This window comes from Pseudomonas sp. W22_MBD1_FP4 (assembly GCF_052113765.1).
Classification (GTDB): Bacteria; Pseudomonadota; Gammaproteobacteria; order Pseudomonadales; family Pseudomonadaceae; genus Aquipseudomonas; species Aquipseudomonas sivasensis.
In genome coordinates this window covers 246,621-265,073 of sequence record NZ_JBGQOI010000004.1, presented here as the reverse complement: position 1 = coordinate 265,073, position 18,453 = coordinate 246,621, and the positions used below count along the sequence as shown (strand labels likewise).

General features: G+C 59.1%; 20 protein-coding genes and 1 riboswitch. Of the genes, 7 read left to right on the top strand and 13 right to left on the bottom strand.

Going from position 1 to position 18,453, the window contains the following annotated elements:
• Positions 1-151: 151 nt before the first annotated feature.
• The 4 genes from ACEN2T_RS08080 to ACEN2T_RS08065 form a co-directional block, all read right to left on the bottom strand.
• Positions 152-1,516, bottom strand: a complete 1,365-nt coding sequence (locus ACEN2T_RS08080; RefSeq protein WP_442116542.1) for a DUF1329 domain-containing protein — start codon at positions 1,514-1,516, stop codon at positions 152-154.
• Positions 1,517-1,544: 28 nt separating this feature from the next.
• The gene (locus ACEN2T_RS08075) at positions 1,545-3,407 is read right to left on the bottom strand and encodes a DUF1302 domain-containing protein (protein ID WP_095183860.1); all 1,863 of its coding nucleotides are present in this window, start codon (positions 3,405-3,407) and stop codon (positions 1,545-1,547) included.
• A gap of 330 nt (positions 3,408-3,737) precedes the next feature.
• The gene (locus tag ACEN2T_RS08070; protein WP_095183859.1) at positions 3,738-5,420 is read right to left on the bottom strand and encodes a fatty acid--CoA ligase; all 1,683 of its coding nucleotides are present in this window, start codon (positions 5,418-5,420) and stop codon (positions 3,738-3,740) included.
• Positions 5,421-5,682: 262 nt separating this feature from the next.
• Positions 5,683-6,315, bottom strand: a complete 633-nt coding sequence (locus ACEN2T_RS08065) for a LysE family translocator (RefSeq protein WP_016978297.1) — start codon at positions 6,313-6,315, stop codon at positions 5,683-5,685.
• Positions 6,316-6,399: 84 nt separating this feature from the next.
• Between ACEN2T_RS08065 and ACEN2T_RS08060 the strand changes: the two genes are divergently transcribed.
• The 3 genes from ACEN2T_RS08060 to ACEN2T_RS08050 all read left to right on the top strand — a co-directional run bounded on the left by ACEN2T_RS08060 (position 6,400) and on the right by ACEN2T_RS08050 (position 9,239).
• The gene (locus ACEN2T_RS08060; RefSeq protein WP_442116541.1) at positions 6,400-7,365 is read left to right on the top strand and encodes a 2-hydroxyacid dehydrogenase; all 966 of its coding nucleotides are present in this window, start codon (positions 6,400-6,402) and stop codon (positions 7,363-7,365) included.
• A 30-nt stretch (positions 7,366-7,395) separates the two neighbouring features.
• Positions 7,396-8,394 (top strand): class I SAM-dependent methyltransferase, encoded by a 999-nt coding sequence (locus ACEN2T_RS08055; protein ID WP_032886303.1) that lies wholly within the window; start codon positions 7,396-7,398, stop codon positions 8,392-8,394.
• Between the two features lie 50 nt (positions 8,395-8,444).
• Positions 8,445-8,566: riboswitch (yybP-ykoY riboswitch) on the top strand.
• 88 nt (positions 8,567-8,654) lie between these two features.
• Positions 8,655-9,239, top strand: a complete 585-nt coding sequence (locus ACEN2T_RS08050; protein ID WP_057012949.1) for a TMEM165/GDT1 family protein — start codon at positions 8,655-8,657, stop codon at positions 9,237-9,239.
• Between the two features lie 135 nt (positions 9,240-9,374).
• Here ACEN2T_RS08050 and ACEN2T_RS08045 read toward each other — a convergent pair whose 3' ends face one another.
• From ACEN2T_RS08045 to ACEN2T_RS08030, 4 genes are all read right to left on the bottom strand, one after another.
• Positions 9,375-10,193, bottom strand: a complete 819-nt coding sequence (locus ACEN2T_RS08045) for a M48 family metallopeptidase (protein ID WP_032886302.1) — start codon at positions 10,191-10,193, stop codon at positions 9,375-9,377.
• A 141-nt stretch (positions 10,194-10,334) separates the two neighbouring features.
• Complete coding sequence (locus tag ACEN2T_RS08040) at positions 10,335-10,955, bottom strand: SOS response-associated peptidase (RefSeq protein ID WP_095183857.1); 621 nt, start codon at positions 10,953-10,955, stop codon at positions 10,335-10,337.
• 36 nt (positions 10,956-10,991) lie between these two features.
• A complete protein-coding gene (locus tag ACEN2T_RS08035) occupies positions 10,992-11,252 on the bottom strand; it encodes a putative signal transducing protein (RefSeq protein ID WP_095183856.1) in 261 nt (86 codons plus the stop codon).
• Between the two features lie 11 nt (positions 11,253-11,263).
• The gene (locus tag ACEN2T_RS08030; RefSeq protein WP_081797681.1) at positions 11,264-11,446 is read right to left on the bottom strand and encodes a CPXCG motif-containing cysteine-rich protein; all 183 of its coding nucleotides are present in this window, start codon (positions 11,444-11,446) and stop codon (positions 11,264-11,266) included.
• A 132-nt stretch (positions 11,447-11,578) separates the two neighbouring features.
• Between ACEN2T_RS08030 and ACEN2T_RS08025 the strand changes: the two genes are divergently transcribed.
• Positions 11,579-12,742: a 1-acyl-sn-glycerol-3-phosphate acyltransferase gene (locus tag ACEN2T_RS08025; protein WP_442116540.1), complete on the top strand. Its 1,164-nt coding sequence runs from the start codon at positions 11,579-11,581 to the stop codon at positions 12,740-12,742.
• Positions 12,743-12,862: 120 nt separating this feature from the next.
• Here the strand turns inward: ACEN2T_RS08025 and ACEN2T_RS08020 are convergent, their stop codons facing one another.
• Positions 12,863-13,120: a hypothetical protein gene (locus ACEN2T_RS08020; RefSeq protein WP_095184310.1), complete on the bottom strand. Its 258-nt coding sequence runs from the start codon at positions 13,118-13,120 to the stop codon at positions 12,863-12,865.
• A gap of 183 nt (positions 13,121-13,303) precedes the next feature.
• Between ACEN2T_RS08020 and ACEN2T_RS08015 the strand changes: the two genes are divergently transcribed.
• Entirely contained in the window at positions 13,304-13,513 is a 210-nt protein-coding gene (locus tag ACEN2T_RS08015) for a hypothetical protein (protein WP_032886298.1), read from the top strand.
• Positions 13,514-13,569: 56 nt separating this feature from the next.
• Here the strand turns inward: ACEN2T_RS08015 and ACEN2T_RS08010 are convergent, their stop codons facing one another.
• Entirely contained in the window at positions 13,570-14,157 is a 588-nt protein-coding gene (locus tag ACEN2T_RS08010) for a YajG family lipoprotein (protein ID WP_032886297.1), read from the bottom strand.
• 194 nt (positions 14,158-14,351) lie between these two features.
• On the opposite strand from ACEN2T_RS08010, the gene ACEN2T_RS08005 reads away from it, so the two are divergent.
• Both ACEN2T_RS08005 and mqo read left to right on the top strand, forming a co-directional pair.
• Positions 14,352-14,585 (top strand): hypothetical protein, encoded by a 234-nt coding sequence (locus tag ACEN2T_RS08005; RefSeq protein ID WP_032886296.1) that lies wholly within the window; start codon positions 14,352-14,354, stop codon positions 14,583-14,585.
• A gap of 728 nt (positions 14,586-15,313) precedes the next feature.
• A complete protein-coding gene (gene mqo / locus ACEN2T_RS08000) occupies positions 15,314-16,822 on the top strand; it encodes a malate dehydrogenase (quinone) (protein ID WP_095183855.1) in 1,509 nt (502 codons plus the stop codon).
• A 55-nt stretch (positions 16,823-16,877) separates the two neighbouring features.
• On the opposite strand, the gene ACEN2T_RS07995 is transcribed toward mqo, so the two are convergent.
• From ACEN2T_RS07995 to ACEN2T_RS07985, 3 genes are all read right to left on the bottom strand, one after another.
• Positions 16,878-17,165 carry a PA4642 family protein gene (locus ACEN2T_RS07995; RefSeq protein WP_095183854.1) on the bottom strand — a complete coding sequence of 96 codons (288 nt, stop codon included), beginning with the start codon at positions 17,163-17,165 and terminating at the stop codon, positions 16,878-16,880.
• A 125-nt stretch (positions 17,166-17,290) separates the two neighbouring features.
• The gene (locus ACEN2T_RS07990; RefSeq protein ID WP_032886293.1) at positions 17,291-17,776 is read right to left on the bottom strand and encodes a hypothetical protein; all 486 of its coding nucleotides are present in this window, start codon (positions 17,774-17,776) and stop codon (positions 17,291-17,293) included.
• A gap of 60 nt (positions 17,777-17,836) precedes the next feature.
• Positions 17,837-18,394 (bottom strand): hypoxanthine-guanine phosphoribosyltransferase, encoded by a 558-nt coding sequence (locus ACEN2T_RS07985; protein WP_032886291.1) that lies wholly within the window; start codon positions 18,392-18,394, stop codon positions 17,837-17,839.
• Positions 18,395-18,453: the final 59 nt, after the last annotated feature.

The following is an 18,453-nucleotide window of genomic DNA, read 5'->3' as shown; positions in this document are numbered from 1 at the left end:
GCCTGAAAAAGAACTGAGACAAAAAATATCGCCACAAACAAAAAGTGGGAGGGGGCTTGCTCCCGATAGTGGCGGATCAGTCAATACACGTGCTGACTGTCACACCGCTATCGGGGGCAAGCCCCCTCCCACATTGAGTTACTTGTGCCGCTTAGCGAACACCGTCCTGGCGCAGGGCCGCTGGGGTGAAGTCGCTGGTAGTGGCGGTGAAGCCAAAGTCATAGGCCTGCTTCTCTTCGTTCTTCATGCCCAAAGCCAGGTAGCGGCCGGACTGCAGGTCGTAGAGGGTTTCCAGGGCATACCACGGCACCTGTTTGTCGTAGTAGTTCTCTGCATGGGCTTCGGCGACGCGCCACAGTTGGCCACGACCGTCGTAGTGATCAATCACTGCCGCTTGCCAGGTGTCTTCGTCGATGAAGAAGTCACGCTTGGCATAGATGTGGCGCTGGCCTTCTTTCAAGGTGGCGACCACATGCCAGACACGGCGCAGCTCGTAGCGCGTCAGGTCCTGGTTGATGTGGCCGGCCTTGATGATGTCGGCGTACTTGAGTTTCGGATCGTCGATCTTGTAGCTGTTGGAGGCGATGTAGATTTCCTTCTTGCCTTCCAGTTTCCAGTCGTAGCGATCCGGCGCACCGTTGTACATGTCGAGGTTATCGGAGGTACGCAGGCCGTCGGCGGCGGTACCCGGCCCGTCATAGGACACTTGCGGCGCCCGGCGCACACGGCGCTGGCCTGCGTTGTAGACCCACGCCGAACGCGGCTCCTTCACTTGGTCAAGGGTTTCGTGCACCAGCAGCACACCACCGGCCAGACGTGCCGGCGCGGTCACTTGCTGCTTGAAGTAGAACAGCACGTTGCCCGGGTTTTTCGGATCGAAGTCCTTCATCTTGTCGCGGAACACGAACTGGTCGCGGAAGTACACCAGGCTGTAGGAACCGTTGGTTTGCGGCGTGGCCTGGGTCACCAGGCGGGTCACGCTGCCACCGCGATAACGAGTGATGTGGTTCCAGATAACTTCCACGCCGCTTTTCGGGATCGGGAACGGTACGGCAGTTTCAAAGTTTTCCAGGCCGTTGCCGCCCGACACCAGGTTGGTGGTGGTGGCGTTCTTCTTGATGGCGGCGAACACATCCGCCGGCACGGTAGCGCCGCGATGGGTCGGGTAGACCGGCATCTTGAAGGTTTCCGGGTAACGCTTGAACATCGCGTACTGCCCCGGTGCCAGCTTGTCTTTGTACTGCTCGACGTTCTGCGCGGTGATGGTGAATTGCGGTTGTTCACTGGCGTATGGGTTGGCCAGGAACCCACGGGCGTCGACGGCGCCGGCGTTGGTAGGCATTGGCGACCATTTAGGGATGGTGCCCGCTGCGTTACCGGCCATTTCCGCCCCCATCGGCGTCAGGCTCGTACCCAGCTTGGCGGCTTCATCCGCCGACACCGCCGCCATGACGTTACTCGCCAGGATCGACAGCCCAAGCACACCGACGTGCAACAGACTTTTGGTTATTTTCATGTTCTGGTCTTCCTAGAAATACGTTCGCTTAGAAGTTGGCGCCGACACTGAGTGCGATGAAATCGCGGTCATCCACGGTGGAATACTTACCGCCGAAGAAGTTGGTGTAGGCCAAGCTCGCGGTGTAGGTATTCTGGTATTCGGCATCCAGCCCAAGGCTTACGGCTTTCCGGCCTTCTTCAAAGTTGCCGCCAGGGCCTGGGGAGTAACCACTGACGTCGTGGGACCAAGCCACGTTAGGCTTGAGGTTCACACCCGCAAACACATCCGGATATTCCCAGATGGCACGGCCACGGTAGCCCCAGGAGTTAGCGGTGGTGAAGCCGTCGTTGTTGCAGTTAGTGGTCAGGTTGCTGCGGTCGGTGCCAGGACCTGCACCGTTGAACGTACCGGTATTAAGGGCGGTACACATAGGGCCTCGACCTGGACCGAATACCGGGTCACGTCCGTAACGGGCTTTGTCACTGCTTTCCAGGCCGCCGACGTGGGTCAGGCCCACCTCGCCCACCAATGTCAGACGGCTGGCGCCCATGACCTGATCAAAGAAGTGCGTGAAGGTCGTCTGGATCTGAGTGATTTCCTTACGGTTATACCCATGTAGGTCCTGGCCCTCGACACCTTTGAGCGGCGAGGCATTGGCGTAAGCCGCAAGAGGCGTTACGCCGGCATAGAGGATGTCGGTGGTATTCAACTGCACCGGCGCATTGGGGCGATAGCTGATTTCACCGCTCCACGCGGTACCGGTAGGAAGCGTCGTGGAGAAACTCAACCCGTAAAGGCGAATATCTTCCGGGTACTCGATGAAGTACTTGGAATTGCCCGCCACTGCGAGCGGCTGTAAAGTCGCCGGCAAGCCCGCTCGAGCAGCAGCGTAAACGGAGGGCGGAGCGCCAGTCGCACTGAAGATCGGAGCACGGCTGTGATAATTCATGAAGTAGGCGCCGAACTCTGTGTCCAGCGGCTCGTAGTTGTAGTGGAACGCTGCACCGAACTGGCCGCCATCACGCGCTTCGCGATCCTTGCTGCGCTGGACAAGCACACCCTCTTCGTTGATGTTGACCCCGAACCGGTTCAACACGGGCAAAGCACCCGCGCCCGCCATCACTGAGCGCTTGCTGAGCAACCGGAGGTTGTCATCGCAACCTTTGGAGATCACATCAGCCTGCGAAAAAAACGTTCCGCAGTTATCGGTGACAGTCTGCTGCCAATCCAACTGATAGAAGGCTTCAGCCGACAAGTTATCCGTCAGCGTCTGCGACACATAGAACATGTTGACTGGAATCAAGCCTTCCTTGATTTCAGCCCCGGGACGACGGAAAGCAGCCACATCGACCGGGTTGATCGAGTTGATACCGCCACCAATGAAGGTACTTTCACCCCAGCTCACGACCTGCTTACCAAAACGCACGGAACCCGGCTCATCGGCAATGGAGTAGTTGTGGTAGATGAATGCGTCGAGAATTTGCCCACCAGACGACCTTGCGCCCTCTTGGCGACCTTTATCGCTGATGTCCTTGAACTCACGGTTTTCATCCTTGAGTTCAAAGTCATACCAGTACTTGCCACGCACAAACACGCCGGTGTCACCGTACTTCAGTTCCAGGTCATGGATACCCTTGAAGATCTTCGAGAATGTCTCCCCACGCTTGAAGTTCAAATGGCCGTCATCCGAGGTCTGGGACAAGCCCTTGCCACCGTTGTTAACACCAATCAGGTCGCGGTTGGCCTTAGCTGTCGACCAGCTCGCCCCCACCGAAAGCGACGAGTCAAAACTCCCTTCGATTTCACCGATATTGAAACTGACGCCGAATGCGGGCCCGGCGAGCGTAGAGGCGAGACTGACGGCCAGGGGCAGTCTTGCCCGGCGCCAGAACTGGTTTACTGAGGTCATCGACGCTACTCCATGTGCATTATTGTTATGGCAGTGAGTTCTTTCTGTGATGCTTGTAACGGCCGGAATACAACGATTCCAATGCCGCCTGGCAACTGAACCTCCATGGCCCGAAGCGACGCATCCTTGAAAAACTCTGGGTGGGACTATAGCCAGCAGGGGGTACCGCTTGATCCCTCTAAAGTGTGATTTGCATCACCAACCCGTCTGCCACAGCCCTTTCGCCATGTCGGCGAAGGCCGACGCGGCAAGGATGGCTGAAAATTGGCAAATCACAAGTGAGGGCGCGAGATAGAGCATCGCCGTGCCACGAGGGCACGGCAAATCAGCTCAGAGGGTGGACAGGAAGGTACTGTTGTTGGCCTGCCACTCGACGATGTCAATACGGATACGTTTTTTGTCGAGCTTGCCGACACTGGTCTTGGGAATTTCGGTAACAACGGCGATCTGGCTCGGAATCGCCCACTTGCTCAAATGGCCCAATTCGACAAAAGGCTTGAGGTGCTCCTTGAGCTCGCGGGCCCCTATCACATGGCCATCATGCACCACCAGCAGCGCAAACGGACGCTCGCCCCACTGCGGATCGGCGATGCCCACCACCGCTACTTCGCGTACCGCCGGGTGACGGCTGACCAGGTCTTCAAGGGCCAGGGAGGAGATCCACTCGCCGCCGGTCTTGATCACATCCTTGATGCGGTCGCGGATATCGATCACGCCAAATGCATCCAGCGTGGCCACATCGCCGGTGTGCATCCAGCCGCCGGCCCATAGCTCCGCGCCCTTCTGCGGCTCGTTGAAATAGCCCTCGCTGAGCCACGGCGCACGCAGCACCAGCTCGCCCTGGGACTCGCCGTCGGCGGGCAGGAAGTTGCCCTCGCTGTCGATGATTGCCGCGTCGACCAACGGCCCTGGCACGCCGGCCTTGATGCGGTAGGTGATGCGCTCGTCTTCGCTGCCGGCCAGTAGTTCTTCGTTGAGGTGGGCGCAGGACACCAGCGGCCCTGTCTCGGACATGCCGTACGCGGCGGTCAGCTGAATCCCACGAGCCTTCGCCGCCTCATACAACGTGCGATTGAGGGCGCTGCCACCGATGACGATTTTCCAACCGCCAAAATCGACGCCTTGGGCGGCCTTGGCGTTGAGCACCATTTGCAGGATGGTCGGCACACAGTGGGAGAAGGTGACCTTCTCCTTGCGCCACAGCTCCACCAGGTATTCGGGGTCGTAGCGGCCGGGGTAGACCTGTTTCAGGCCGAGCATGGTCGCCACATACGGCAGGCCCCAGGCGTGAACGTGAAACATCGGCGTGATCGGCATGTACACGTCGTTGGTGCCTAGCAGGCGCACGCTGTCGATGCTGCCCATGATGGTCGACACCCCGATGGTGTGCAGTACCAATTGGCGGTGGGTGAAGTACACGCCTTTGGGGTTACCGGTGGTGCCGGTGGTGTAGAACGTGGTCGCGACGGAATGCTCGTCGAAATCCTGAAAGTCGTACTTGGTGCTGGCCGCAGCCAACAGGGTTTCGTACTCGCCTACCAGGTTAGGCAGCTCGGCCGTTTTTGATTCACCGTCAGTGAGCAGCAGCGTCTTGTCGACGGTGGTAAGTTGCCCGGCGATGGCTTGGTACAAGCCCACGAACTCACTGTTGACCAGCACAAAGCGGTCTTCGGCGTGGTTCATGGTGTAGAGAATCTGTTCCGGCGACAGGCGCACGTTGATAGTGTGGATCACCGCGCCGATCATCGGGATAGCAAACATGCATTCCAGGTAACGATGGCTGTCCCAGTCCATCACTGCCACGGTATCACCGGCCTTTACCCCGGCTTCGGTCAGCACGTTGGCCAAGCGCGCGACCCGCTCGATCAGGGTCGGGTAGGTGTAACGCAGCTTGTCGCGGTAGACGATTTCCCGGGTCTTTTCGTAGCGGGCGCCGGACATCAACAGGCGCTTGATCAACAGCGGATATTGGTACGCACCTTCGGCGGGGGGAATAACACGGGTCTGCAACATACGAATCCCTTTTATGACTGCACGGTCTTGGCTGAACGATCTGCACTGTAGAGCGCTTATGTTTCAGCTAAATCAGCCAAAGGAATGATTTGCAGCCCCCAGCGAATGCTAGCTTTGCGCCATTATCCAGGGACACTAGAGGTCAAATGTGGGAGGGGGCTTGCTCCCGATAGCGGTGTTTCAGTCGACACACCTATTGACTGATCCACCGCCATCGGGAGCAAGCCCCCCACATTCGATTGTGTTCACTTGAGACCCGCGTTTACTTCATGCTCGTGAACGCCAGTTTCACGCCGATTGCAATCAACACCGCCCCCATGGTCCGATCAAACCAGTGCCCCATCCGCGCAAAGCCTGCGCGCACGCGCTGCTGGCTGAACAACATCGCCACCAGGCAAAACCACAGCGCCGTCGCCACCGCCAGATACACACCGTAACCGGCCTGGATCGCCAGCGGCGTGTGCGGGTTGATCACTACGGTGAACAGCGACAGGAAGAACAGCGTGGCCTTGGGATTCAAGCCATTGGTCACGAAACCGGCGGTAAACGCGCCGCGCGGGGTGCGCTCGCCCGCTTCACGGTGCAACTCGCCCTCGGCGACAGGCTTGGCCGGTTGCGCGCGCAGGGCCTTGAAGCCGATGTACAGCAGGTAGGCCGCCGCCGCCCATTTCAGGGCGTTGAACAACACGATGGACTGGGAAACGATCAGGCCGATACCGAGCAACGAATAGCCCACGTGCAGAAAAATCGCCGAGCCCACACCCAGCGCGGTCCAGGTCCCGGCGCGACGGCCGTGGGTAACACTTTCGCGAACCACCACCGCGAAATCCGGGCCGGGGCTGGCCACCGCCAACAGGTGAATCAGGGCTACGGTCAAAAACTCGGCGGCGTACATATTCACTCCATTAAGTAACGGATTATTTCATCTGATAGGCTCGGCAGATTACGCCTTCGAACCCTGTCGCAAAAGGTACAGTTGATGACGAACAATCGCCGCGCCGTCTTCCTTGATCACCCGTCCCTGGACCTTGGGGACCTCGACCTCAGCGGTCTGAGAGACTGCTTCAGCGACCTGCAGCTGTACTCTGATACCACGCCGCTGAATGTGATTGCGCGCCTGCAAGGTGTCCAGGTAGTCATCAGCAACAAGATTGCCCTGAACACCGAAACCCTGGCGGCCTGCTCGGAACTCAAGCTGATCCTGGTATCGGCCACCGGCACCAACAACGTTGACCTCGACGCCGCCCGCGCCCACGGCATTACGGTGAGCAATTGCCAGGGCTACGGCACGCCTTCAGTGGCGCAGCATACGATCATGCTGCTGCTCAACCTGGTGACGCGTGTAAAGGACTATCAGCGCGATGTGAGCGCAGGCAAATGGCAAGAAGCCAAGCAGTTCTGCCTGCTGGACTACCCCATCGTCGAGCTTGAAGGCAAAACCCTCGGTTTGCTCGGCCATGGTGAATTGGGCAGCGCCGTGGCGCGGCTGGCCGAGGCTTTTGGCATGCGCGTAATTCTTGGGGCCATTCCCGGGCGCCCTGCACGTGCCGACCGCGTGCCCCTGGATGAACTGCTGGCCCAAGTGGACGCACTCACCCTCCACTGCCCACTCAACGAGCACACTCGCGACTTTATCGGCGCCCGCGAACTCGCACTGCTCAAGCCAGGCGCGTTTGTGGTCAACACCGCGCGCGGTGGCTTGATCAACGAACAGGCCCTGGCGGATGCCTTGCGCAGCGGTCACTTGGGCGGCGCGGCCACCGATGTGCTGAGCGTGGAGCCACCAGTCAACGGCAACCCGTTGCTGGCCGATGACATTCCCCGGCTGATCGTCACACCACACAACGCCTGGGGCAGTCGCGAAGCGCGGCAGCGCATCGTCGGCCAACTGACGGAAAACGCCCTGGGCTTTTTCAGCGGCGCCCCGCTGCGCGTCGTCAGTTGATAAACTGCGCCCCTTTTCAAGGAGCAGACCATGGATCCGCGCAGTGAAGTACTGCTTCGTCAGGCCGAACTTTTTCAAGGCAACCTGCTGTTGGTGGGCTTGCCCGCCGACGACCTGCTGGGTCGCCTGCCCAACGCCCATGGGTGGTGCTGGCATGCCGGTGACCAGGCGGCGCTCGACGCACGCTTCCCGGACCGCAGCCAATTTGGCGTGAATGTGCCAGAGCGTGAGTTCGACGCAGCGGTGATTTTCCTGCCCAAGTCCAAGGACCTCACTGACTACCTGCTCAACGCCGTGGCCGCACGCCTGCCCGGCGCCGAGCTGTTTTTGGTCGGCGAGAAAAAAAGCGGTATCGAAAGTGCCGCCAAGCAGATGATCCCCTTCGGCAAGCCGCGCAAGCTCGACAACGCCCGGCATTGCCAGCTGTGGCAAATCACCGTTGCCAACGCGCCGCAAGCAGTGGAACTGGAGAGCCTGGCGCAAGTCTTCGAAGTGCCACTGGCCGAAGGTCCGCTCAAAGTAGTGAGCCTGCCGGGCGTGTTCAGCCATGGCCGCCTGGATCGTGGCACCGAGTTGTTGCTGGCGCATTTGGACAAATTGCCGAGTGGCCATCTGTTGGACTTTGGTTGCGGCGCCGGCGTGCTGGGGGCTGCGGTGAAACGTCGCTACCCGCACAACAGCGTGACGATGCTGGACGTGGACGCCTTCGCCGCTGCCAGCAGCCGCTTGACCCTCGCTGCCAATGGGCTGGAAGCCGAGGTGCTCACCGGTGATGGCATCGATGCTGCACCGATGGGTCTGAATGCGATCTTGAGCAACCCGCCGTTCCATGTCGGTGTACACACCGATTATTTCGCCACCGAGAACCTGCTGCGAAAAGCAGCGAAACACTTGGCAAAAGGCGGCGAACTTCGCCTGGTAGCTAACAGTTTCCTGAAATACCAACCGCTGATTGAAGAGCATTTGGGCGTGTGTGCGATCAAGGCCGAGGGCAATGGTTTTCGCATCTACCGTGCCAAACGCGGCTGATGGCTATTTGAAAAAGAAGGCTTGCCGAATGGATTTTGCCTAGGCAGAATCCGCTCCGTCCTAGGGGAGTAGTCTCCCACGAGCGCCACGCTCGTCCGGCATACGTCAACATACTTGGTCAACAGACCATGGCGTATGCGACCCAGGAGTCCGCACAGACGGACCGGGGTTTGACAAGACCTATGACACGCACACCTTACCCGGGGCGGGAAGGCTGTACGTGTCATAGCCGTGTCGACCCGCCCCTGGAAACTTACCTGATGCTGGATTCATTACTCGTTCCTACCGCAATCGTTGCCTTGGCCGAAATCGGCGACAAGACGCAACTGCTCGCGCTCATTCTCGCTGCTCGCTTCCGCAAGCCTTGGCCAATCATCGCCGGCATCGTCGCCGCGACCCTGGCCAACCATGCGGCTGCCGGCGCAGTGGGGGCCTGGTTTGGCAGTTTTTTCTCGGATGCGGTGTTGCACTGGATCCTCGCAGCCAGCTTCTGCGCCACTGCGCTGTGGACACTGGTGCCAGACAAACTCGACGATGACGAAGCCAGTACCACGCGCAAGTTCGGGCCGTTCCTGACCACGCTGATTGCATTCTTCCTGGCGGAAATCGGTGACAAGACTCAGATCGCCACGGTGATGCTGGCCGCGCAATATCCGGAGCTGTGGCTGGTGATTATCGGCACCACTCTGGGCATGTTGATTGCCAACGTACCGGTGGTTCTGGCGGGGAATTTCGCGGCTGAGAAACTGCCGCTGACGTTGATTCGTCGACTGGCGGCTACGGCGTTTTTTGTCCTGGCGATCGTGGCGGTGTACAAGGCCATGCAGAGCAGCGGCTGGCTCTAAGGATCTAAGCCTGCAAGCCCAATCCAATGTGGGAGGGGGCTTGCCCCCGATAGCAGTAGATCAGTCAATGCATCCGCTAACTGACCCAACACCATCGGGGGCAAGCCCCCTCCCACATTTGGATCTTCATCAGCCTTAGGACTTCTTGGCCTGTTGATACAACGGCATCACCTTAGGAATCGCCGCCTGCAAGGACGCGATTCGGCTGTCCGACGCCGGGTGAGTACTCATGAACTCCGGTGGCGAGCCTTCCGAAGCCTTGGCCATCTTGTTCCACAGCGTGATGGCAGCGTTCGGGTTGTAGCCGGCGCGAGCCGACAGTTCCAGGCCGATCAGGTCCGCTTCGTTTTCATTGCTGCGGCTGTTGGGCAAGGTCATGCCGTAGTTGGCGACCGTGTCCGCCAATGCCAGGCTGTCTTGACCCAAACCGAACAACGCACCAGCACCCTGCTTGGCGATCTCGATACCGTACGCCTTGGACATTGCCTCACGACCGTGCTCGCGCAAGGCGTGGGCGATTTCATGGCCCATCACTGCTGCCAACTCGTCATCGGTAAGCTTGAGATTGTCGATCAGTGCGCTGTACACAAAGATCTTGCCGCCAGGCCCACAGTTGGCGTTCATCTCATCGCTTTTGATCAAATTCACTTCCCACTTCCACTGCGCTGCATCAGGACGGAAGGTGGGCGCCTGGGCGATCAAACGCTTGGCAATTGCCTGCACGCGCTTGGCGTTGGCGCTGGTCTTGTCCAACTGGCCTTTGGTACTGGCCTCACCCAGCGTCTGCTGGTAGGACTGGGCATACATCTGGTCGACTTCCTGACTCGACAGCATGCTGAACATGTATTGCTTGCGCTCAACCCCAACGGCGCCGCCGCTGGTGGTATTGACCGACTGACACCCAGCCAGCAGCATCGCCGCAGCCAATACACTTACCGCCAATGTTCTTTTCATCAACACTCTCTCCCTGAAAAAGACGCCCTGAAAAACGCCCTCAAAACATGGCGCGTATCGTAGGCGCTCATTTGTATCAGCGCCAGATACAACAGACGCGTAACCGCGGATTTTCGGATACATCCCACGGCGCCTTCAGGTTTAGGCCGGAGTCAGGCACTCCGGCCCATTGAGCTTGGGATCGTTGACCATATTAGCCAGGACCCGCTCGCGCAGTGGGATGGGCTCACTGGCCAATAGACCTTGCAGCACATGCAACGGCGTCTCGGGATCGAGCCAGGCGGCCTGCCCTGCGGCATCAAGAATCAGCGGCCGGCGCTGGCTCTGGGCCGCCTGGGTCACCACCGCCGTGCTCAACCACACTTGTTCCTGCACAGGGTAGGCCTCCCAGATCGCCGCAAAAAACAACGTGGAGCCTTCCCCCGGCGTCAGCCAGTACGGGCGTTTGCGCTGGGTGCCGCGCCATTCATAAAAACCATTGGCGGGCAGCAGGCAGCGGCGCTGGCGAAAGGCCTCGCGGAACATCGGCTGCTCGGCCAGGGTTTCGGCGCGAGCATGGGCCGGGGTGCGGGAAAGGTCGGTCAGCCAGGGCGGCGTCAGGCCCCAGCGGGCGCGGGCCAGGGTGTGATGGCCGTCGTTCAGGCGCTGGATCAGCACCGAATCATTCGGGGAGATGTTCCACTGGGCCTGCTGGTCAGCCGGAAAGCCTGGCAAGGCAGCAAAGGAGGGATTCCAGCGAAACAGGGCATAACGTCCACACATGGGGCAACACGACTCTTGGGTAAACCGGCCGACAGCCTAACAGACCAGCACGTCGGGGAAGCTGTCGGGTTCATCACCCGGCAGCGGTTGCGCCCCGATATAGGCAGTAATCAGCTCCCGGGCATCAGCCGCCCGGTCATTGTCTACCTCCAAACCCAGAAGACCGAAGATCGGTAGCTCGCCGGTGCCGCCGAGCAAATGGCGCCCCACCAAATGTGCTTCGATGCCTTCGCTGGCGAGCATCTGTTGCAGCAGCTCGCCTTCCATCAGGTTTTCCGGTTCGTAGATTCGCTGCATGAGCTTGCCTGTTATTCGTTTTCACTGCGGGTTTCAAGCATCCACTCTTCACCATGGACCTGCAGGTCGAAAATAATCGGTCGGCAACACACCTGACAATCTTCTATGTAGGTCTGATCACCGCCGGATAAATCCACCGCTGTCTCTACCGTTTCACCACAATAAGGACAATCGTACGTCGTAGTTTCCAGCATCGCAGCCTCCAAGGTGACTTGTGCGTATAATCGCCGGTCTATTTACAGGGCTATTTCCGGCCGAGCCCATTACTCGGGCCGCACCCTGATATTTCCTCTACTTACCCTAGCCGTTTCTAACAAGAGAGCATGATGGGCGAATTCGATACCATCCGACCTTACAACGACAGCGAAGTCCCGGCAGTGCTGGACCGACTGTTCAGTGACAAGGCCTTTCTGGACATCCTGACCCACTTCCGCTTCCCGCGCTTTGCCGGCGCCCTGGGCTGGCTGCTCAAGCCGATGATTGCCCGCAAGCTGCGCCGTGAATTTGCCGGCGTCACCACCGTGGCTACGCTGCAGGACAAAGTCGAGTACTACGTCGACCATACCATTGACCGGGCGACCGATGGCGTTACCTACACAGGCGTCGAACAGCTCAAATCCGGTACCGCTTACCTGTTTCTGGCCAACCACCGCGACATCGTGATGGACCCGGCCTTCGTCAACTATGCCGTGTACCACGCCGGCCTGCCGACGCCACGCATCGCCATCGGCGACAACTTGCTGCAAAAGCCGTTTGTCAGCGACCTGATGCGCCTGAACAAGAGCTTTATCGTGCACCGCTCGATCACCGGGCGAAAGGAGAAGATGGCGGCGTTCAACCTGCTATCGGCCTACATCAATCATTCGATACGCAACGACTGCCAGTCGATCTGGATCGCCCAGGCCGAAGGCCGCGCCAAGGATGGGGATGACCGCACCGAGTCAGCCATCCTCAAGATGTTCCATGTCAGCCGCAAGGACGAGCCGTTTGCCGAGGTGATCCAGTCACTGAACCTGACGCCGGTATCCATCAGCTACGAGTACGACCCGTGCGATGCAGCCAAGGCCCGCGAGTTGTATATCCGCGCCACCACCGGCACCTATGTCAAGGCGCAAGGCGAAGATGACGTCAGCATTGCCCTGGGCATCACCGGCTACAAAGGTCGCGTACATATCAACTTCGCGCCGCCGATTACCGAGCGTTTCGAAGACACCAAAGTGCTGGCCGTGGAAATGGACCGACAGATTCTCGGCGGCTACCGGCTGTTCCCGGTGCACTACCTTGCGTACGCCCAGTGGAGCGATGCCGACCCGCAGTTGCAGGTGCCGAAGGCGGCCGACGTGTTCCCGGCGGATGAACTGGCCAAGGCGAAGGCGGAGTGGGAGCGGCGCTTGAACGAATGCCCGGCGGAACACCGACCATTTCTGGTGGTGCAATATGCGACGCCGGTGCGTAATCAATATCGGGTCAAGGCCGGAATCCCGCTGTAAACACCGATCAGAAAATGTGGAAGGGGGCTTGCTCCCGATAGCGGTGAGTCAGCTAATGAATACTTGGCTGACACACCGCTATCGGGGGCAAGCCCCCTCTTACATTGGTTCTGCCGTGTTTTAGATTCGGGTGCTGAGCCAGGAAATAGCCAGCGCCAGCACCAGGCAGGCGAACCCGATGCGGTAAGCCACACGATTTGCCCGCTCGGTACGCGCGTCCAGGAACAGCATGGGCTGATCGATCGCGCGCGCTTCACTTTGCGCAGCCAGGTCAGCCATGGCGCGCTGCTCGCGCAGGCGGGTGATGGAAAGCAGCGCTGCACCGGAGCAGGCCACCAATAAAGCCACAACATTGATCAACAGTGCGGGCAGCGCCATCGCAAACCTCGGGTGAAACGGTGTCTGGGTATCGGTTCCGATATCAACCTGAACGGTAGTGGCGGCCAGCGCCAAACCGCTCCATCTTCCATGGACGGCTAATGTATCCAGTAATTTACGGCGTCACCTGAACGTCACCTTAACAAGCCACTCTGTTGCCCTTCGAACACTCAGGAGCTTGTCATGCTGCACGCGCACAACCAGGATCGGCTGTATCTAATTGCTCAAAGCGATGAGCAGGAGGCGCTGGTCGGCAGCCTGGCGTTCAACGTGCAGGACCGCCATTGGCTGGTCTATTGCGCCCTTGGCGGGCACCAGCATGCAGACTCGCCAGAGGCCGACCTGTTGACAGGTGTGAGCCTGCTGGACTTCTGTATCGACACCGCCGCGTGAAACTGCAGACGAAAAAAAACCGGGCACATGACTGAGCCCGGTTTTTATTTGGACGGTTATTGCGAGCTGAGCAATGAACCGATGCTTGGATCCTTGAACAGGCGAGTCAAGGCGTCGCTCAGGACGTCGCTGACCAGCTTGGTATTGGTTTCCTGGTTCGGCGACATACCGAAACGCTGGTTCAACGATGCGCCGTAACGACCGCTATAGCGACGGGTGCCAGCGGTGACATCGGACTTGAAGGTTGCGCCGATGGCGGCTTCTGTCACATAGAGACCTTCTTTAGGCGACTGATACTTCAGCTCAGCCAAGGTGATGGTCAACTGAGGAGCGCCCGGCGCGTTGGCGCTCGGGGTAAAGCCCAGCAGGCGCACGGCGGCTTCGGCCTGAGCTTGCAACTTGGGCAGCACGTCCTGACCAGTCACCGAGATAAGCGCGGTCTCCGGGTACAAGCCCCCGCGAGAGCCCAACGTTGGCGAAGGACGACCATCCACAACACGCACCGACACCGGCTGACCATGACCCACTGGCGCCAACTGCGTGGTGAGCTTCGGTTGCGGGCTCAGTTGTTGCGGGCTGTTGGCGCAGCCAACCAAGGTCAAACTGGTCACAGTGATCAAACCGAACAACAGGCGTTGCAACATGCGCTTCTCTCCAGAAATCAGGTACCGACAGGCCGGCAGTATAACGGGGCGCCCCCGCAGGGAACTAGCGTCAGTTACAACCTATGACTCGTCGGCTCGACAGCGGTTCGCTGTCACCGATATGTAATAGCCGTTACATGGGCTCGTCATCCTCGCAAGGCATGCTTGGCCTCAATCTCAGGAGGTCTATCGCCATGCATTTTCTCTGGACGCTGTTTACGCGCAAACCTGCCCTTCGCCAGTTCGCCCGGCTTGATGCGCAAGGCCGCTGCCAGGCCTTTAAAGAGTGCAGCCAGCCGCCTTTGGGCGACGGCTGGGTGGAAATTGATGAAATCCGCCTGAGCTGGATGCACCACCCGCTGCCCGCCGGCGCCCGTGTCAGCCCACGCCCGGCGCGGTCGCCGCGGCACCAGCCGTTGGCCGCCTGACCGAAGACCTAATAAAAGTCATAAAACACGCCCATTTCCCTGACGTTCTTCGCTACAATCTCCCCCCGATTATAAGGACGTCTCCTGATCGGGCCTCGCAGCATCGTTAATGCCTCGGTATTAACTCCAAGAATCGCCCACAGAGAGCCGCCCACACAGATCGAGTGAAGCTGGCGCGCTTGCTGTTTCCTTTGCAAACCACCCGCCTTTACCGAATCTGCCAGAGCTGCCATTGCGCTCGGCCACTTGAGCTGTTTGCCCGTATTGCCGCGTGTCGGCAGATGTCTTGCGGGCCAAGTGCCAGGCTGAGGCAGCCCTTTTTTGAGGTTCACGTCTTCAAAAGAGCGTGAAAAAACGGGTTTTCACAACTTCACAAGAGTGTGGCGAGCAAATGAATAGTTTGGCGTTTGTAAAAGCACCATCAGCGTCTGGAACAGCCCAACCACACAGGACTGAGTACTCCTCAACAACCGGAGCTTGAGCCTGTCCGCTACGGATTAATTGCACGAATCGCACGCTTTGACCATAAGTCGAATTGCCACAGGCGCCCATGAGTGCGTTCATAGGCAGATTAGGCCGGGCAGGAAGCGTGCGCCGAAGTTGCAAAGAATTGCGAAACGGACATGGCGATCCTGGCCATGGGTAACCTGGGGCAACACGTGAACCGCCCCGTCACTCCTGGCAGCCATGCCGTCAATTTGGTGCTGCAGATTTTGGAGACGCGTTAAATGGCGCATAACGAAGCAGTCGACGTAGTACTGGTAGGGGCCGGCATCATGAGTGCCACCCTGGCCGTATTGCTCAAAGAGCTCGACCCCGGCCTCAAGCTGGAAGTCGTTGAGCTGATGGATTCGGGTGCAGCGGAGAGTTCCAACCCATGGAACAACGCCGGTACCGGTCATGCCGGTCTGTGCGAGCTGAACTACACGCCGCAGGCCGCCGATGGTTCCATCGACATCAAGAAAGCCGTGCACATCAACACTCAGTTCGAGGTGTCGAAGCAGTTCTGGGCGTACCTGACCAAAAAGGGCACCTTTGGCTCGTCCAAGTCCTTTATCAGTCCGGTGCCGCACCTGAGCTTCGTACAGGGCGACAAAGGCGTGGACTTCCTCAAGAAGCGCTTTGAAACCCTCAGCCAGCACCACGCGTTTTCGGACATGCACTACACCGAAGACCGCAGCGAAATGGCCGAATGGATGCCGCTGATGATGCCGGGCCGCCCGCTCGACGAAAAAATCGCTGCCACTCGCGTAATGAATGGCACCGACGTCAACTTCGGCGCACTGACCAATCAGCTGCTTGGCCATCTGACCAGCTCCCCGGATGCCCAGGTCAAGTACAGCAAGCGCGTGACCGGCCTCAAGCGCAACGGCGCCGGCTGGACCGTGAGCATCAAGGACGTCAACAGCGGTACCAGCCGTGAGGTGGACGCCAAGTTTGTATTCCTCGGCGCCGGTGGCGCGGCGCTGCCGCTGCTGCAAGCTTCGGGCATCGAAGAAAGTAAAGGCTTCGGCGGCTTCCCGGTCAGCGGCCAATGGCTGCGTTGCGACAACCCGGAAGTGGTCAAGCACCACCAGGCCAAGGTCTACAGCCAGGCCGCCGTCGGCTCGCCACCGATGTCGGTGCCGCACCTCGACACCCGTGTAGTGGATGGCAAGAAATCCCTGCTGTTCGGGCCATACGCCGGTTTCACCACCAAGTTCCTCAAGCACGGCTCGTTCCTAGACCTGCCGATGTCGATTCGTGCCAGCAACATCGGCCCGATGCTGGCCGTGGCCCGCGACAACATGGACCTGACCAAGTACCTGGTCAGCGAAGTGCGTCAGTCCATGGAACAACGCCTGGAATCCCTGCGTCGCTTCTACCCTGAGGCTAAAGCCGAAGACTGGCGTCTTGAAGTGGCCGGCCAACGGGTGCAGATCATCAAGAAAGACCCGAAAAAAGGCGGCGTGCTGCAATTCGGCACCGAGCTGGTAGCGGCCAAAGACGGCTCGCTGGCGGCGCTGCTGGGCGCGTCCCCAGGTGCTTCGGTGACGGTGTCGATCATGCTGGAACTGATTGAGCGCTGCTTCCCGGCCAAAGCCGCCGGTGAGTGGGCAGCCAAGCTGCACGAGATCTTCCCTGCCCGGGAAAAAGTGCTTGAGACTGATGCCGAGCTGTATCGCAAGATCAACACGCAGAACAACATCAGCCTGGAACTGGTTGAGCAAAGCAACGAGGCCGAAAGCTACGCTTGAGGCCTGGCTGCAATAAAAAAACGCCCCTCGGGGCGTTTTTTTGTGGCCGGGATAATCAGCCGCGAGCGTTTTTGATCAGCTCGATGTAATCGTCCGCGTTGCGCTGATCCTTGATCAGATCAACGAAGGTCTGCCCATGCTCATCCTTGCCATCCAGGTCCAGGCCGGCCTCCTTGAAAAAGCCCAGGAAGCGCTCAAAGTCGTCGATACGCAGGCCACGATAAGCCTTGATCAGTTTGTGCAGGGACGGTGAAGTCGCGTCGACCGGCTCGAAGTCCAGGAACAACTTGATCTGATCGTCGCCGATCTCATCGCCAATCACCTGTTTCTTATCTTTACGCATTACCGACTCCAGCCTGCAGACATTTACACGGGGTTTGAAGTCTACCTGCGAGCCGCGGGCTTCGAAAGCGCTGAAGAACCAATGTGGGAGCAATCCCCCACCACATTTATTCTTCAATGTTAGCGCTACTTGGTACGTACAACGCCGGTATGCAGGTCCGCCCAGATATGGCCGTTGGCGTAACTGAGGAACTGAACATACACCGTGTCATTGCGCAGTAAATCGACGATCACCCGGTACTGGGCCACCGGATAAGACAGCGTCAGGGTCTTGCTCTTGTCGTCAAACACCGGCTTTTTCAGGCTTTTACTTTCGGCATCGAAGTTGAGCACCACTTGGCTGATGCTCGCACCTTTGTTCAGGGGCTTGCCCTTCAGCCGGAGCATCAGTGGCGAGGTCACCGGGATAGGTTGTTGGTTGGATTGGCGCTGGTTGCCCACCACCACCGCGTACTCCGTGACTTGCAGCAACTGCTGCTGGTCAGGGCTTTCAGTCCGCAGGGTGAGGTCATCGGGAGGCAGAAATTGACCATGCATAGGCGCCGGTGCGGCGGCCAGGGGCAAACTCAGGGTCAGCGCCAGGGCGGCGCAAGTGCGAATCAACAGGCTCATGGACAGCTCCAGACGCAGGGGCCAAGCACGATAGCATGACAACCCTGCGCCGGGCCTGGATCACATACCTTTGACGGCGTAGATCCCATTGGCGTTGCGCCAGTAGCCTTTGTAGTCCATGCCATAGCCGAAGATGTAGCGGTCGATGCACGGCAGGCCAACGTAATCAGCCTTAAGGTCCGGGCGAGCCTTGCGGTCGTGGTCTTTGTCGATCAGTACGGCGGTGTGCACTTTGCGTGCGCCGGCGTGTTTGCAGAAATCGATGATCGCGCCGAGGGTGTGACCTTCGTCGAGGATGTCGTCGATGATCAGCACGTCGCGGTCAATGAACGAGACTTCCGGCTTGGCCTTCCAGAACAGATCGCCGCCAGTGGTTTCGTTGCGATAGCGAGTCGCGTGCAGGTAAGACGCTTCCAGCGGAAATTGCAGGTGAGTCAGCAATTTGCCGGCGAAGATCAGGCCGCCGTTCATCACGCAAAAGACCACCGGGTTGGTGTCGGCCATTTCTCGAGTGATGTGGGCGCCAACCTTGGCGATCGCAGCTTCGACTTGCGCTTCGGTGTACAGGCAATCAGCCTCACGCATGATTTGACGGATATGCTCAAGATCAGCGGACATGGCGCTCTCCAAGGGGGTGCTGTGGCAAGAAAAGCGGGCGAAGGTACGCTTCTCATGCG